Origin of the sequence: Uruburuella suis (genome assembly GCF_004341385.1) — a bacterium.
In the GTDB taxonomy this organism is placed as follows: domain Bacteria; phylum Pseudomonadota; class Gammaproteobacteria; order Burkholderiales; family Neisseriaceae; genus Neisseria; species Neisseria suis.
In genome coordinates, this window is record NZ_SLXE01000022.1 from 31,966 (window position 1) to 44,817 (window position 12,852).

Annotated in this window: 12 protein-coding genes; 2 read left to right on the forward strand and 10 right to left on the reverse strand. The window is 52.3% G+C overall.

The genetic code is table 11. The features are described 5' to 3' along the window. Positions 1-95 precede the first annotated feature (95 nt). Both EV680_RS08525 and EV680_RS08530 read right to left on the reverse strand, forming a co-directional pair. Positions 96-473 carry a VanZ family protein gene (locus EV680_RS08525; protein WP_132954324.1) on the reverse strand — a complete coding sequence of 126 codons (378 nt, stop codon included), beginning with the start codon at positions 471-473 and terminating at the stop codon, positions 96-98. Then, on the reverse strand, positions 464-670 hold the full coding sequence (locus tag EV680_RS08530) for a dioxygenase (protein ID WP_132954325.1): 207 nt from the start codon (positions 668-670) through the stop codon (positions 464-466). The genes EV680_RS08525 and EV680_RS08530 overlap by 10 nt, the downstream gene beginning before the upstream one ends. A 490-nt stretch (positions 671-1,160) precedes the next feature. Between EV680_RS08530 and EV680_RS08535 the strand changes: the two genes are divergently transcribed. Next, a complete protein-coding gene (locus tag EV680_RS08535) occupies positions 1,161-2,024 on the forward strand; it encodes a GRP family sugar transporter (RefSeq protein ID WP_132954326.1) in 864 nt (287 codons plus the stop codon). Positions 2,025-2,556: 532 nt separating this feature from the next. Here the strand turns inward: EV680_RS08535 and ribBA are convergent. Together ribBA and EV680_RS08545 are read right to left on the reverse strand one after the other, a co-directional pair. Continuing rightward, positions 2,557-3,912, reverse strand: a complete 1,356-nt coding sequence (gene ribBA, locus EV680_RS08540; protein WP_132954327.1) for a bifunctional 3,4-dihydroxy-2-butanone-4-phosphate synthase/GTP cyclohydrolase II — start codon at positions 3,910-3,912, stop codon at positions 2,557-2,559. A gap of 219 nt (positions 3,913-4,131) precedes the next feature. Next, positions 4,132-6,282, reverse strand: a complete 2,151-nt coding sequence (locus tag EV680_RS08545) for a LysM peptidoglycan-binding domain-containing protein (protein WP_132954328.1) — start codon at positions 6,280-6,282, stop codon at positions 4,132-4,134. A gap of 178 nt (positions 6,283-6,460) precedes the next feature. Between EV680_RS08545 and EV680_RS08550 the strand changes: the two genes are divergently transcribed. After that, positions 6,461-7,177, forward strand: coding sequence for a class I SAM-dependent methyltransferase (locus EV680_RS08550; RefSeq protein WP_243650367.1), 717 nt, complete (start codon positions 6,461-6,463; stop codon positions 7,175-7,177). A gap of 115 nt (positions 7,178-7,292) precedes the next feature. Here the strand turns inward: EV680_RS08550 and EV680_RS08555 are convergent, their stop codons facing one another. The 6 genes from EV680_RS08555 to EV680_RS08580 all read right to left on the reverse strand — a co-directional run. Next, a complete protein-coding gene (locus tag EV680_RS08555; RefSeq protein WP_132954335.1) occupies positions 7,293-7,547 on the reverse strand; it encodes a ComEA family DNA-binding protein in 255 nt (84 codons plus the stop codon). A gap of 390 nt (positions 7,548-7,937) precedes the next feature. Then, positions 7,938-8,963, reverse strand: a complete 1,026-nt coding sequence (locus tag EV680_RS08560; RefSeq protein ID WP_132954329.1) for a transferrin-binding protein-like solute binding protein — start codon at positions 8,961-8,963, stop codon at positions 7,938-7,940. Between the two features lie 274 nt (positions 8,964-9,237). After that, positions 9,238-10,521, reverse strand: coding sequence for an MFS transporter (locus tag EV680_RS08565; RefSeq protein ID WP_132954330.1), 1,284 nt, complete (start codon positions 10,519-10,521; stop codon positions 9,238-9,240). 114 nt (positions 10,522-10,635) lie between these two features. After that, positions 10,636-11,607, reverse strand: a complete 972-nt coding sequence (locus EV680_RS08570; protein ID WP_132954331.1) for a sugar phosphate isomerase/epimerase family protein — start codon at positions 11,605-11,607, stop codon at positions 10,636-10,638. 9 nt (positions 11,608-11,616) lie between these two features. Continuing rightward, the gene (locus tag EV680_RS08575) at positions 11,617-12,324 is read right to left on the reverse strand and encodes a GntR family transcriptional regulator (protein WP_132954332.1); all 708 of its coding nucleotides are present in this window, start codon (positions 12,322-12,324) and stop codon (positions 11,617-11,619) included. Between the two features lie 26 nt (positions 12,325-12,350). Next, positions 12,351-12,852, reverse strand: a 502-nt coding sequence (locus tag EV680_RS08580; protein WP_207894318.1) for a hemagglutinin repeat-containing protein, incomplete at its 5' end; no start/stop codon positions are given.

Consider the following 12,852-nt stretch of genomic DNA (forward strand, 5'->3'; position numbering starts at 1 on the left):
TGGTTTGAAATGGGTTAAGCATTTGTTCACAATCTTTTTTGTGGTTTGTTTCATGGTGAACAGATTCTAAAGGCCGTCTGAACAATGCGGGGCTTTCAGACGGCCTGCTTTTTGGCGGCGCTCACTTTGTGTGCCAGCCACAAAGCGGTGGCGGCACCGGCGATATCGGCCAAGCCGTCGAGCAGATCGCCCTGGCGGCTTTGGGTAAACAGCGCTTGCGCCACTTCGCTGCCGGCGGCCAAGAGCACGGCCAAGGTGAATAGCGCGACATAGGGAATGGGGCGCTTCGCCTGCATAAAGGCTTTGGCGGTGAGCCAGAATTGGCCGAAAAAAAGCGCGAAATGTGCCACTTTGTCGAAATGGGCAAAAGGCGGTGCGCCGCCCGCCGCTTCGCGAAACAGCAGCGAATAAAGGCCGGCGGCCAGCCACAAAAGGGCAAGCAGGCTGTAGCGGTTGCGCGGCATCATGCGCATTCTTCATCCAGCCAAGTTTGGCAGATTTGCGCCAGCCGCGTGAATTTGCCGCCGCGGGCGGCCAAAATATCGCGCCATTGCGCCACTTCGGCGGCTGCGGGCGCTTCGTCTATGCTGCATTCATAGAGCCAGAAGTCGAGCGTTTCGGCCACGGTGCCGGCGGCTTCTTGCTGCATCAGGTCGGTAAGTTCGGGCATGGTGAGGCCGTCTGAAAGAAAATAGGGCTTATTGTAGCGCGTTTGCATCGGGCTGGAAAATGTTCAGACGGCCTGTTTACTGTTTTTGAAATAAGATAACAAAATGCTGAACCGCACGCTGAACCGCATGCTGCAAAGCCGGCTCGGTTGATGGGCAATCGGCCATCAAACGCGAAAAAATGCATGAAAATAATACCCATTCGAAAAAATAAGATAGCAAGGCGGAAGCCTGCGACAGTACACCTATAGATTCGACAATTAAACATTGAAACTTAAAGGCATTAAAATTTATATTTTTCAATTATTTAAATTTTAGAAAATGCTCAATATTTAATTGCCGAATCAATAGTACGGCTGGGCAAGCCAACGCAGTTAGGTTGTTTTTTCGAATGGGTATAAGCTGTTTCGGGCATCTTTTTGAGATGTGTTAAACAAAATATCGGGGCAGGCGTTATAATCTGCAAAATGTAATTTTATTTCAGAGAGAATTATGGATATTGCCATTGCCTTATTGCCCGCTTTATTTTGGGGCTCGATGATTTTGTTTACCGTGTATATCGGCGGCACGGCTTACAGCCAGATTCTCGGCATCACAGTGGGCGCGCTTTTGTTTGCTTCGCTGAATTATTTTTTCAGCGATCCTGAAATCACGCAGAAAGTGTTTTGGGTGGGTTTGGCTTCAGGCATGTTGTGGACGGTCGGCCAAATCGGGCAGCTGCAAAGCATCAAGAAAGTGGGCGCGGCCACGACCATGCCGATTTCCACCGGCATGCAGCTGGTGGCCACCACGCTCTTTGGCGCGCTGGTGTTGTCGGAGTGGCATAATGCGGCCACCACCGGCTTGGGGCTGGCGGCGCTGGTGCTGATTTTGCTGGGCGTGTTTCTCACTTCGGCTCGCCCCAAAGGCGTGGTGGCGGATGCGGCCGGGCGCGACAATATGCGCGCGGCGCTGGTGATGTTGCTGGTGTCTACGCTCGGCTATCTGGCTTATGCGGTGCTGGCTGCTTCGTTTGACGTTAAAGGCTCGGATGCGATTTTTCCGCAAAGCATCGGCATGGTGCTGATGGCGCTGCTGCTCACGGCCAAAGAAAAGCCTTACAACCGCGATGCGCTTAAGAATATTCTGCCGGGCATTGTTTGGGCTTTGGGCAGCTTTTTTATGTTTGTGTCGCAACCGCGCGTGGGCGTGGCCATCAGCTTTTCGCTGGCGCAGGTGGCGGTGGTGATTTCCACGCTGGGTTCGATTTTTATTCTGAAAGAAAAGAAAACGCCTGATCAGATGACAAAAGTGATCATCGGCATTGTGCTGATTGTGCTGGCGGCGGTGTTGTTGGGTATTGCTAAAGATTATTGATATGGAGCTTTAGGGTCTGTTCACAATTCATCTCGTGGCAATCTTTTGGCTCAAAAACGCGCCTGCCGCGTTGAAAATGCTCGCAAGGTGTCCAACCTTGCTGCGCTTTTCGCCTTGCAAGCGCGCTTTTGCGCTCAAAATCTTACGCACGGATGAAATGTGAACAGACCCTAGGGGCTGTTCAGCATTCATTCGTGCGTAATACCAATCCAAAAAAATAACCTAACTTATGTTGGCTCGCCTTGCCGTACGTGTGTACTGTCTGCGGCTCGCCGCCTTGTTAGCTTACTTTTTTGAATTTGTATAAGATTTTGAGCGTAAAAAATTGCCACGAAATGAAGGTGAACAGACCCTAACACACAGGCCGTCTGAAAGGTTTCAGACGGCCTGTGTGTTTATTGCTGGTATTAAATCTACAAGCCGCCTGAAACCTTGGGTTTATCAACCCAAGCTACGCTGTTGCAGCATGCAGTTTTGTTTTACTTTTTCTTGCATTTCACAATATCTTATTGTTTGGACTTGGTGTGCTTGATCAAACTTCATCCGGCATTTCGAAGCCGGCCACTTCGAGGCCGAAGCCGGTGAGGCCGGTAAACGATGAAGGTTTGCCGAGTACGCGCATTTTTTTCACGTTGAGGTTGGCCAAAATCTGCGCGCCGATGCCGTAGGTTTTGCTGTCCCATTGTTGTGCCTGGTTCAGGCCTTTGGGCAGGGTGCGGTCGAGCAGGGTGGCGCCGCTTTCGGTGCGGTGCATCAAGATGATCACGCCGGCATCGGCGGCTTGGATGCGTTGCAGTGCGGCGGGCAGCGGCCAGCTGTGGCGCGGATTGGTGTGCAGGAAATCCATCACGCTGAAAGGCTCGTGCACGCGCACCAGCGTTTCGGTGTCGGGCGAGGGGCTGCCCTTAACCAGCGCCAAGTGGGTTTCGCCGGAGAGCTTGTCTACATACACATGCTGCTGGAAATCGCCCCACGGGGTGTGTGCCGGTGTGCTGCCCATTTCTTCGAGCAGGGTTTCGGTGCGGCTGCGGTATTCGATTAAATCGGTGATGGTGCCGATTTTGAGGTTGTGGGTTTGGGCGAAGGTCATTAATTCGGGAATGCGCGCCATGGTGCCGTCGTCGTTGATGATTTCGCAAATCACGGCGGCGGGAATCAGGCCGCACATTTGCGCCAAATCCACGCCCGCTTCGGTGTGGCCGGCGCGCACCAACACGCCGCCCTTTTGTGCGCGCAAGGGGAAAATATGGCCGGGTTGCACAATATCTTCGGCTTTGGCGGCGGGTGACACGGCGGTTTGGATGGTGAGCGCGCGGTCGGCAGCGGAAATGCCGGTGGAAATGCCGTGTGCCGCTTCGATAGACACGGTGAAGTTGGTGCCGTATTGGGCGCCGTTTTTCTGCGTCATCATCGGCAGGCCGAGCCGGTCGACCAAATCGTCGTTCATCGGCAGGCACACTAAGCCGCGTGCGTGTTTGATCATAAAGTTGATGGCTTCGGGGGTAACGAATTGGGCGGCCATTAGAAGATCGCCTTCGTTTTCGCGGTCTTCCGCATCGGTGATGATCACCATTTTGCCGGCTTTGATGTCGGCCAAGATTTCGGGAATGGTGGCAAATTGGGTCATGGTGTGGCTCGCTTGAGATGGGGTGGCGGAGGGGGTGGCTGCGTGGAAATCGCCGTGGTCGGTGTCGAGCCACAGCAGCGGCATGCCGGCGGATTGTTCGATTTTTCGGGCTTTGCGCTCGCCGAAGGTTTTGTTTTTCAGCAGCGCCGACAATTCGCCCTGATTGATGCCGGTTTCGGCGGCAAAGCGGCTTTGCCGGCCGCCGTGCAGGCGTGAAATCCAGCTGTGCAGATTATGGCGGCGCAATTCGGGTGTGCTCATGATGTTTTCTTGGCAGAAGAGGTGTTTAGATTGTATGCTGTTTTGCTTGAAAAGTAAATTATTTCGCTTGTTGATGGAAAATTACTTTTTAGTAAAGATGTGTAGCGGCGGGGATTTCAATATCTTTGAAGATTTGTTTTGATAACGCCACTCAAGCACATAGGCCGTCTGAAAATATTTTCAGACGGCCTATGTGCTTGGTTCAATGGATTGCGGCTTTTAGCTGCCCATCAGGTTTAGGCGCTGGCCCGGCACCAGTGTGCGGGTGTTGCGGTTCCAGCGGCGGATGTCGTTGATGTCGACATTAAAGCGGCTGGCGATGGTGTTGAGCGTGTCGCCTTTGCGCACGGTGTAGGAAACATTGCGCACGGCATTGCGTTGGGATGAGGCTTCTGCCAGCTTCAACACTTGGCCTTGGCGGATGTTGCTGCCGCGGATGTTGTTGGCGGTAATCAAATCGGCCACGTTCATGTTGTAGCGCTGGGCGATGTTATACAAGGTGTCGCCGGCGGCCACGCGGTGGGTGGTTGCGGCCGGTTGGGTTTGAGCGGCACGCGCTAAGCGGGCTTCGGTGCGCTGCTGTTGCTTGGCGCGGGCTTCGGCTTGCTGGGTGGCACGGATGCGGGCGGCCGCTTCGTTGCTTTCAGCTTGCGCCAATGCGCTGCGCACGCTGTCGGCCGCGCTCAGACGCAAGGCGGATTCTTGTGCCAACGCCAAGAGCGGATCGTCTGCTTCAACGGCGGCGCCCGGCTGGGTGGGCAAGGGCAGCGGTTGGTTAATCGCAATATCAATGGCCTGCTCGGCGGCTGCGGTTTGCGTGGGCAGCGGCAAAGCTTCTTTGATGGCTATATCGGTGCTGATGGGGGTGCCGGCTTGGGCGGTGGTGATGGGCGCGGCTTCAGGTGCGGCGGCAAGCGTGGTGGCAGCGGCGGGCGCTGTGTCAGACCAAGCGGTTGATTGCACGCGCGTGAAATCAATGGGTTGTGCAGTAGCCTGCTCAGGCACGGTGGCGATGCGGGTTTGGGCGGCGAGGATTTGCGGCCGGGCTTCGGTGGTGGCTGTTTGGGCAGCGGCTGCACGGGCGACGGTTATCGGCTCGGCCTTAGGCAGCAAAGGCTGGGCGCTGGCGAGCACGGCGGCCGAAGGTGCGGCGGGCTGCATCACCGGCATATCGGAGCGGTAAGTGTCGGGTGCGGTGTCGGTGTCGATGCTGGCGAAATTCAAGTCGTGGCGGCCGAAGCTGCCGGTGGTGGCTCTGCTTTTGGCCACCAAAATGCTGCGGCCGGCACCCACGCTGTTGGCGCTCATGCCGTTGAGGCGTTTGATTTCTGCCACGCTCATGCCTGTTTCAGCGGCAATGCTGGAAAGGCTGGTGGTGGAAAACGGTGTGTAAACATCCCAAGAGAGCAGGGTGTCGGGGCTGGCGTTGCGGTAGTTTTTCTCGAAAGTGGCCGCAGCCGTTACCGGCAGCAGCAGCTTGCGGTTGTTTTTCGGAATAAATACGGGCGCGCTGTAGGCCGGATTCAGCGCGAGAAATTCGCTCTCGCTGATGTTGGCTAAGCGGGTGATGGCAGCCACATCGGCAGGCTTATCAATGTTCACCGCTTTAAAATAGGGCTTGTTGTCGATGTCGCTCAGATTCATGCCGAAGGCTTGCGGGTTGTTTACCAAGTTGCGCACGGCCAAAAGCTTGGGCACATAATTGCGCGTTTCGTTGGGCATGCGCAGGTTTTCGTAAGTGGGCTCGAGGCCTTGTGCGCGGGCGCGGTTGATGGCGCGGCCGACATTGCCCTCACCCCAGTTGTAGGCGGCCAGCGCAAGCGACCAGTCGCCGAAGAGGCGGTGCAGGTATTCGAGATAATTCAGCGCGGCATCGGTGGCGGCAGCTACATCATGGCGGCCATCGTAAAGCGGGGTTTTTTCGAGGCCGTAGTGGCGGCCGGTGGCGGGCATAAACTGCCACAGCCCGGAAGCGCCCACATGCGAGCGCGCTTTGGTTACATAAGCGCTTTCGATAAAGGGCAAGAGGGCGATTTCAGACGGCATATTGCGCTTTTTCACTTCATTGGCAATATGAAACATATAAGGTTTGCTGCGGTCGATGGTGCGGTTGAAATAAGCGTTGCCTTTTACGAAGTTGCTTTCGTGGCGGCGCACCAATTCGGGGTTGACTTCAACCATGCGGAAGTCACGGCGCAGATTGTTCCAAAGGCTGCCGGAGGCAAAGTTGGTGGCGGCTTGATCAAGCAGCGAGGCGTTCAGGCGCATCATGGCCATGCCTGCTTGATTGGGTGTGGCGGCGTGGCCGGCGGTGGCGGAGAAGGCGGAAAGGCCGGTCACAGCCAATACAATAGTTTTTAATTTTGCCATAGTCTTTTAATATGAAGCATATAGGAATTCGATTTTGCCGATGTTACTGGCTGGAGGGGGTGCAGTCAAGTGATTAGGGCATTAAATTGCTTGATAATTTATAGGCTTGCCATGGGCATGGGCGGGGAAGGTTTTGTCGGATGGCAAGGCTGGCTGTATGATGGGCAGGCGAAGTGGAATGAATGAAAGTAAGGCGATGAGTTGCAAAATATTGACAGATTGGTTCGGCCGCACCGATGCGGGGCGCTACACGGCTCAGCGCGAGCAGCAATTTTATGCCCGTGCGCTGGCCGGGCTGCACGCGGGCACGGTGGTGCAGGCGGGCATGCCTGATTGGGCTTTGTGGCCGAATGGGCAGGCGGTGTGCGTGGGACGCGATGTGGAAATGCAGGCGGATGCTTCGGCCTGGGCGGATCAGGCGCTGGATTTGCTGCTGATGCCGCATGTGTTGGAATGCTGCGATGCGCCCGAGGTGGCGCTGGCCGAGGCTTATCGGGCTTTGAAACCGGAAGGGCGGTTGGTGCTCACCGGGCTGAACCCGCATTCTTTATGGCGCTTCAGCTGCTGGTTTGATGGTGTGCGCCTGCCCGAACAACGCCGCTGCCTGCCGTTGCCGCAGCTGAAAAAGCAGGCGCTCTCGCTGGGCTTTACCATCGAAAGCGGGCAATTTATGGTGTATGTGCCAGCGGTGAGTAGCGGCAAGGCGTTGAAAAACTGGCGTTTTATGGAGGCAGCGGGCGATCGCTGGTGGCCGCATGCGGCGGCGGTGTATGGCTTGGTGCTGCTCAAACGCACCGTGGGTGCGCGCCCTTTGCCGGGGCGTGAGCGCGAAGCGGAAGAAGCCGGGCGCAGCATGGCGCTGGGGGTGGCCAAGGCGCAGGCCGGTGTTAAGTGAGCGCTTAATCATGGTTCAACGCATATTGATGGGATAAGGCGGTAAACGTAAAAAAGGCCGTCTGAACAAATTTGTTCAGACGGCCTTTTTCAAGCAAAGTTAAAGTTAGCGATGTTTACACAGCGGGCACAATCGTGCCGTCTTGCAAACGGTTGAACAAGCTCTCGCCAATGCCTTTTACATTTTTCAACTCTTCCACGCTTTTGAAATTGCCGTGTTGTTTGCGATATTCAACAATTGCCTCTGCCTTTGCCGAGCCGATGCCCGGTAGAGCTTTGAGTTCATCGGCACCGGCGGTGTTGATGTTAACCGCTGCCAATGCGCAACTCATGCCCAAAAGAGCCAAAGAGGCCAGTATGGTTTTTTTCATGTCCATGTTTTTTCACTCCGTAATGAATTTAAGAATTATGTTTTTTTATATAAGATACCCGCAACTGCGGGCGAGGGTATGATAGATAATTGTTTTACCCATTGCAAGTATTTTAATAGGGTAAGTATTCTTGATTTGGGTAATTATTTCTTTAGTTTTTATCGGCTTGGGAGAAAATGGAAAATCGGGCGAAAATCGGGCACCGCTGAATTTTTAATGATAGATGCAAATAAGCGCATAAAGGTGAATATGTTTGCATAAGCATGCAAAACGGATTTGCCAAGCTTGCGTTTTCAATTTTCTGCGTTTTCACTTTTCAATAATCAGTGCAAAACTTACAGGCCGTCTGAAAACTGTGTTTCAGACGGCCTGTGTTTGATTTATGCCATTTTATTCGCTGGCATCTTGTTTTGCGGCAAAAGAACCGATGGCAAATCTATTGTCGGTAAACACCCCGCCCAGCTCGGCTGCTTTGGGGCCGTAAAAGCCGCCTTTGGCGGAAATCGGATAGCTGTCGAAAGGAATATCGCGATCGTCTGTGGCAAATCGATTGCCTTGAATGCTTGCGGTAAACGGCTGAAACGAGCCGATTTTGCCGGTGAGCGTGCGGGCACCGAAATCAACGGAGAATGAGGCATCTGTTTGAGTAATATCGGCTTGAATAATACCGGTGCTTCTGGAGCGGGCATCAGCTACCAAGGCTTGGCCACTATAAGCGGCAGTTCCCGAGGTTGGCATATCCAGAGTGCGATAGCCTTGTGCAAAGAATGATTGGCGGTGTGCATTAGGATCAAAACCCTTGCCGCTTACACTTTCGCGATCAAATTGACAGTTGATGTCATCAGCGCCGCATGGCGCTGCAGTGGGCCGATAAAACCAACCATGAACCAAATATTGCATATTATTGGACACTGCTTTAGTGATGGGTTGACCGTGTTCGTTGTGGCCGCTAAACACTGTGATGTTGCCGGTGATGCTTTGCGGCAGCATATTGATGCGCTCGCCATCTAACACCAATATATTGATGTTATCAGTGGAACCGGTGTTTCTTACCCACACAGGGCCGATTGGATCGTAAGCGGGGGCTACATCGTATTGCCGAAAAACATCTACTTCATAAAATTCGCCGCTGATTTTCTTATCCATGCCGCCATTTTCAGGTTCAGTAACCACCGGCGGATTGCCGCCGCCATCTCCGGGATCGGGAACCACTACCGGCGGATTGCCGCCGCCATCTCCGGGATCGGGAATCACCACCGGCGGATTGCCGCTACCATCTCCGGGATCGGGAATCACCACCGGCGGATTACCGCCGCCGTCTCCGGGATCGGTAACAACGGGCGGATTGCTGCCTCCGCTGCTGCATGCGGCCAAGCCCAAAGAGGCCGCCAATAAAGACCATTTCAACACGTTCATTTTCTCTCCTTCTATTTTTGTGGTTGGTGCTACTTTATGGGCTTTACTCTAGCATTCCCCAATTTTTATGACAATTGTGTATGAATTTATAATATTTTTTTATATTATTTCTGAAGTGGCTTGGCAATGATGGTGAATCAAACTTGAATCAAGGCAGGGCGGGGCTATGCAGTGTTGGTTTGAATAATTTAAGCGGTGTCAAACAATCAGGCCGTCTGAAAAATAATCTTCAGACGGCCTAAATAACTGCTTTTGGAGCATATTCCAGATGTTGTTATACCGATTGCAATGAACGCTGTTGGCGGTTTTTACGGATATTTTTCACCAGTAATGCGGAAACGAAAATCCCGACACAGGCGAACACAGCCATTAAGCCAAAAACGATTTGATAGCCCAGCAGCCCCGGGTTTGCGTCTAAAACGTGGCCATAGAGGCTGTAGCAAAACATTGCGGGCGCATAGCCGATAAAGCTGCCCAGCGCCATGGCCGCGCCGGTGTTTTTGTCGCTGATTTCTGCTTCACCAATGGGCGCGAAAAATACAGCCCGTTGCGTAAAAATCACTGCGCCAAACAATAAAGTGCATGTCATGCCCAAGTAAACCGGCATATGCTCGTGCGGCAACACAATCAATATGCCCAGCATAATCGTGCTGATAATAAAGGTGTAGAAAAGATATTTGCTCGGCGATTTCAAAACTTTATCGGCGATTAAGCCGCCTATGGGGCCGCCTACCATTTTTAAGCAATATTGGTTGATAATCCCGTAGGCACCAACCAATGCAATCGGCAGGGCATAGATGTTGCTCAGAAAGGGAATAAAGAAAGTCAGCCCGCAATACACGGCGTAAACACAAAAAATGCTGAAGGCGATGAGCCAAACGGTTTTGTTTTTCAACACGCTGCCCAGCTTCGGATTTTCTGCTTTTTTCTCTGCTTTTTCTTCGGTTGCTTCGGCCGATGCCGGGTTTTCGTCTTCCGAGCTGTTGTTTTTCATCGCAAAGAATAAAACCACGCCGACTAAAATGGCGATGGAAGCATAAAACAGAATGCCCGCTTTAAACCCGAGATAGCCGCCGCCAAACCAGGCAAAGATAGCCAGGGCGCTAAATGCGATAATGGTGTCGACAACGCCGCGGCCGGTTTCGAAAAAGCCAAACAAGCGCCCTTGCTGGGAATTGTCGCCCAGCAGGCTGACCGATTTGAGCAGCACCGGCCAGTTGAGCATATCGCAGGTTACACCGAATAGCGCCCAAACAAACAATATTCCCCAATAACCGGGCATGGTAGACAAATAAATGCCGAGCAAGCCGGTGGCGATTAATGAGAATGACATCGTAAAGCGGCGCGGCAAGCGATCGGAAATATAAATCGATAAAAAGAAACCGATGGTTGTAACGATGGAATTAACTGACATGGCATTGCCAATTTGGCCATTGGTAAGATGAAAATATTCTTGCATGGGCACATAAAAAGCATCTTTCAATGAAGGCAGCTTATAAATAGTGCCCCCACATAAAACCAACAGGCTGAATATGGTCCATTTCTTTCTGGTCAGCATGATTTTTACCTCATCATAAGGGTTATGATGTCATTGATAGCTGTGTTTTGGCTAATGGCGTTATCCGACACCAACAATAAAATGTGTTTTTAAATTAAATCGATTGCCTTGGATTTAATTTAATACCGCTATCGCTTCTTGCGCTAATTCGTTAAGAATATTTCGTACATAATGAATCTGGTTGATGGCATCATCGAATTCTTTTTCTAATCGTGTATCCAGATTTTCTTTGGGCAGCTCTGTTTCGCTCATTTGCCGCCAAGGTATCCACGGATTATTGTCTTCCCCTTGAAAACGGAAGGGCGGGGCGTAGTAATCCACTTCTTCTTCCAAGCCGTAGGCCATCACTTGCGGGCTGTGTTCCCCCAAGCAAATAAGCTGAAAAAGCAGCTCTTTAAATGGCAGATCGCCTTGGCCGGAAATGCAGGCTTGATGCCCCAGCCCATTGGCTTCGCGGATAATCAGTGCATCTTTGATGTGCACCTGAGTGATTTTGCTTGCCATTGCCGCGAGAGCCGGGAGCGGCTCTTCATTTGCATTTATCATATTGGCGAAATCGAATAAAAGAGAGAGTTGGGGAAAATCGGCCTCTTCAATCAAGCGAACCAACTCATGGCTTTTCAGATCTTCATGCTGCTCAAGCGTGAAAGTTAAACCGCTGTGCTGATAATGCGCTTTGATATATTGGATATCTTGTTTGACCTGCGCCAACACTTCGGCCAAATGCCCTTCATAACGCGGATAAAAGCGCACCGAAGAAGCGCCGGATTTGAGCGCAATCGCCACGGCCGTATCAATGGTTTCGGCATCGGAGGCGCTGGTTTCGATATGAACATCCAAGCCCAAGCTGTGTGCTTTTTCTCCGAATTTTTGCAAGCGCGCATCATCGGCGCAGCTTAAAGATTGGCTCTCGCCGTCTAAAACGTGGACTTTGACGCCCTTAAGCTTTTGCTCGCTGGCAATATCCAATAAACCTTCCGGCAATATTTTTTCCATTCTCATATTGAGATGAAAGGCGTAGGCATGCAGATAAAGCGGAATATTCTGTATGCGCTCAACAATTTTTTGGGCTTGTATGCGGTTCATGATGATTTCCTATAAGTCGATAAAAAATTCTACTGATTCAAAACGCCAATATTCGATATCGATCTGAACGATTTTATCTGCCTCATCCGCACGATATTTCTTCACCCGAATAGAAGGTGTGCCCGGCGTTCCGCCAATCCCCTTGCAAGCGCTGCCCGAAAAGCGGGTGGGCTTAAATTCCAAATGCTTGGTATGCGTTTTTTTTGAATAGATTGTTTCCCACGCCTCAGCAAATGAGCCTTCACCAAGCTGCTCGATAAAATCAGGAGCCACTTGCGCATTGATAAAGGTTTCATGGTAAAAAACTTTATGGTTGTCCAGAGCGCCCCAGCCACAGATTTTGTATAAAGCATCGCCTTCTTTAACCCCGAGCAAGGCCAAAATGTTTGGCGCAGCGGCGTGGACACGCTCTTTGCTCAGATAGCCCCAAGAGGGCAGGCGCCCCTGCTCGATGGCAGCTTGCTTGAAACTCGTGGCGCTGCTGGGGTTGTAGTTGAAGCGAGGCAAGGCAACAAACCAACCCCGCCTGTCTTTGCGAAAAATTTTTGATTCACCCTCTAAATGTAATAAAGCTTGGCGCAAAGTCATGCGCTTCACCCCCAAAAGCTCCTCAAGCTCTCTTTCCGAAGGCAGCTTGTTTCCTGAAACGATAATGCCTTTGTCGAGCCAATCATTGAGCTTTTGCTTGGCTGATTCTACGGTGGAAGTATTTTCCATGAGTTAATCCATTTGGTTTAAACCAATCAAGTTGAGCACATATTACGCCTGCGTTGCATATCATGCAACACCTTATTTATGATAATTTTTTTATAGGTATTATTGAAAGTGGGGCGAAGCCTGCCAGCTGCCGGATTGCGGGTGATTTTGCTCTTGCTGTGGTTGTGGGTATCGCTGTGGATGAGGGTGGCCGTCTGAAAGCGGTTGCGGTGTTCGGCTTCGGCTTTTTCGGTGGAGGTGATAAGGCCGCCTTTGAGATCGGTGTGGTTTTGCACATTCACCCGATAGCCGCCATCGCCGGCGAAGAGGCCGCTTTGTTCGGCCACCGAAGCATGGTCGGCACGGATTTGGCTGTGGCTGAAATCGCCACTGCCGGACACGCCGTAGCCCACGGTGATTTGGGCGCTGCCCTGATATTGGCGGCTTTGGTGGGCGGCGCGGTTTTGCAGGCTTTCGATGTGGAGGCTTTGCGCATCGAGCTCGATGCTGCTGCCGAACACCTGCGCGCCTTTGAGGGTGGTGCTGCCG

Coding starts and splice junctions, on each gene's coding strand:
- EV680_RS08525 (WP_132954324.1), bottom strand. CDS start 473: ATGCGCATGATGCCGCGCAACCGCTACAGCCTGCTTGCCCTTTTGTGG.
- EV680_RS08530 (WP_132954325.1), bottom strand. CDS start 670: ATGCCCGAACTTACCGACCTGATGCAGCAAGAAGCCGCCGGCACCGTG.
- EV680_RS08535 (WP_132954326.1), top strand. CDS start 1,161: ATGGATATTGCCATTGCCTTATTGCCCGCTTTATTTTGGGGCTCGATG.
- ribBA (WP_132954327.1), bottom strand. CDS start 3,912: ATGAGCACACCCGAATTGCGCCGCCATAATCTGCACAGCTGGATTTCA.
- EV680_RS08545 (WP_132954328.1), bottom strand. CDS start 6,282: ATGGCAAAATTAAAAACTATTGTATTGGCTGTGACCGGCCTTTCCGCC.
- EV680_RS08550 (WP_243650367.1), top strand. CDS start 6,461: ATGAATGAAAGTAAGGCGATGAGTTGCAAAATATTGACAGATTGGTTC.
- EV680_RS08555 (WP_132954335.1), bottom strand. CDS start 7,547: ATGAAAAAAACCATACTGGCCTCTTTGGCTCTTTTGGGCATGAGTTGC.
- EV680_RS08560 (WP_132954329.1), bottom strand. CDS start 8,963: ATGAACGTGTTGAAATGGTCTTTATTGGCGGCCTCTTTGGGCTTGGCC.
- EV680_RS08565 (WP_132954330.1), bottom strand. CDS start 10,521: ATGCTGACCAGAAAGAAATGGACCATATTCAGCCTGTTGGTTTTATGT.
- EV680_RS08570 (WP_132954331.1), bottom strand. CDS start 11,607: ATGAACCGCATACAAGCCCAAAAAATTGTTGAGCGCATACAGAATATT.
- EV680_RS08575 (WP_132954332.1), bottom strand. CDS start 12,324: ATGGAAAATACTTCCACCGTAGAATCAGCCAAGCAAAAGCTCAATGAT.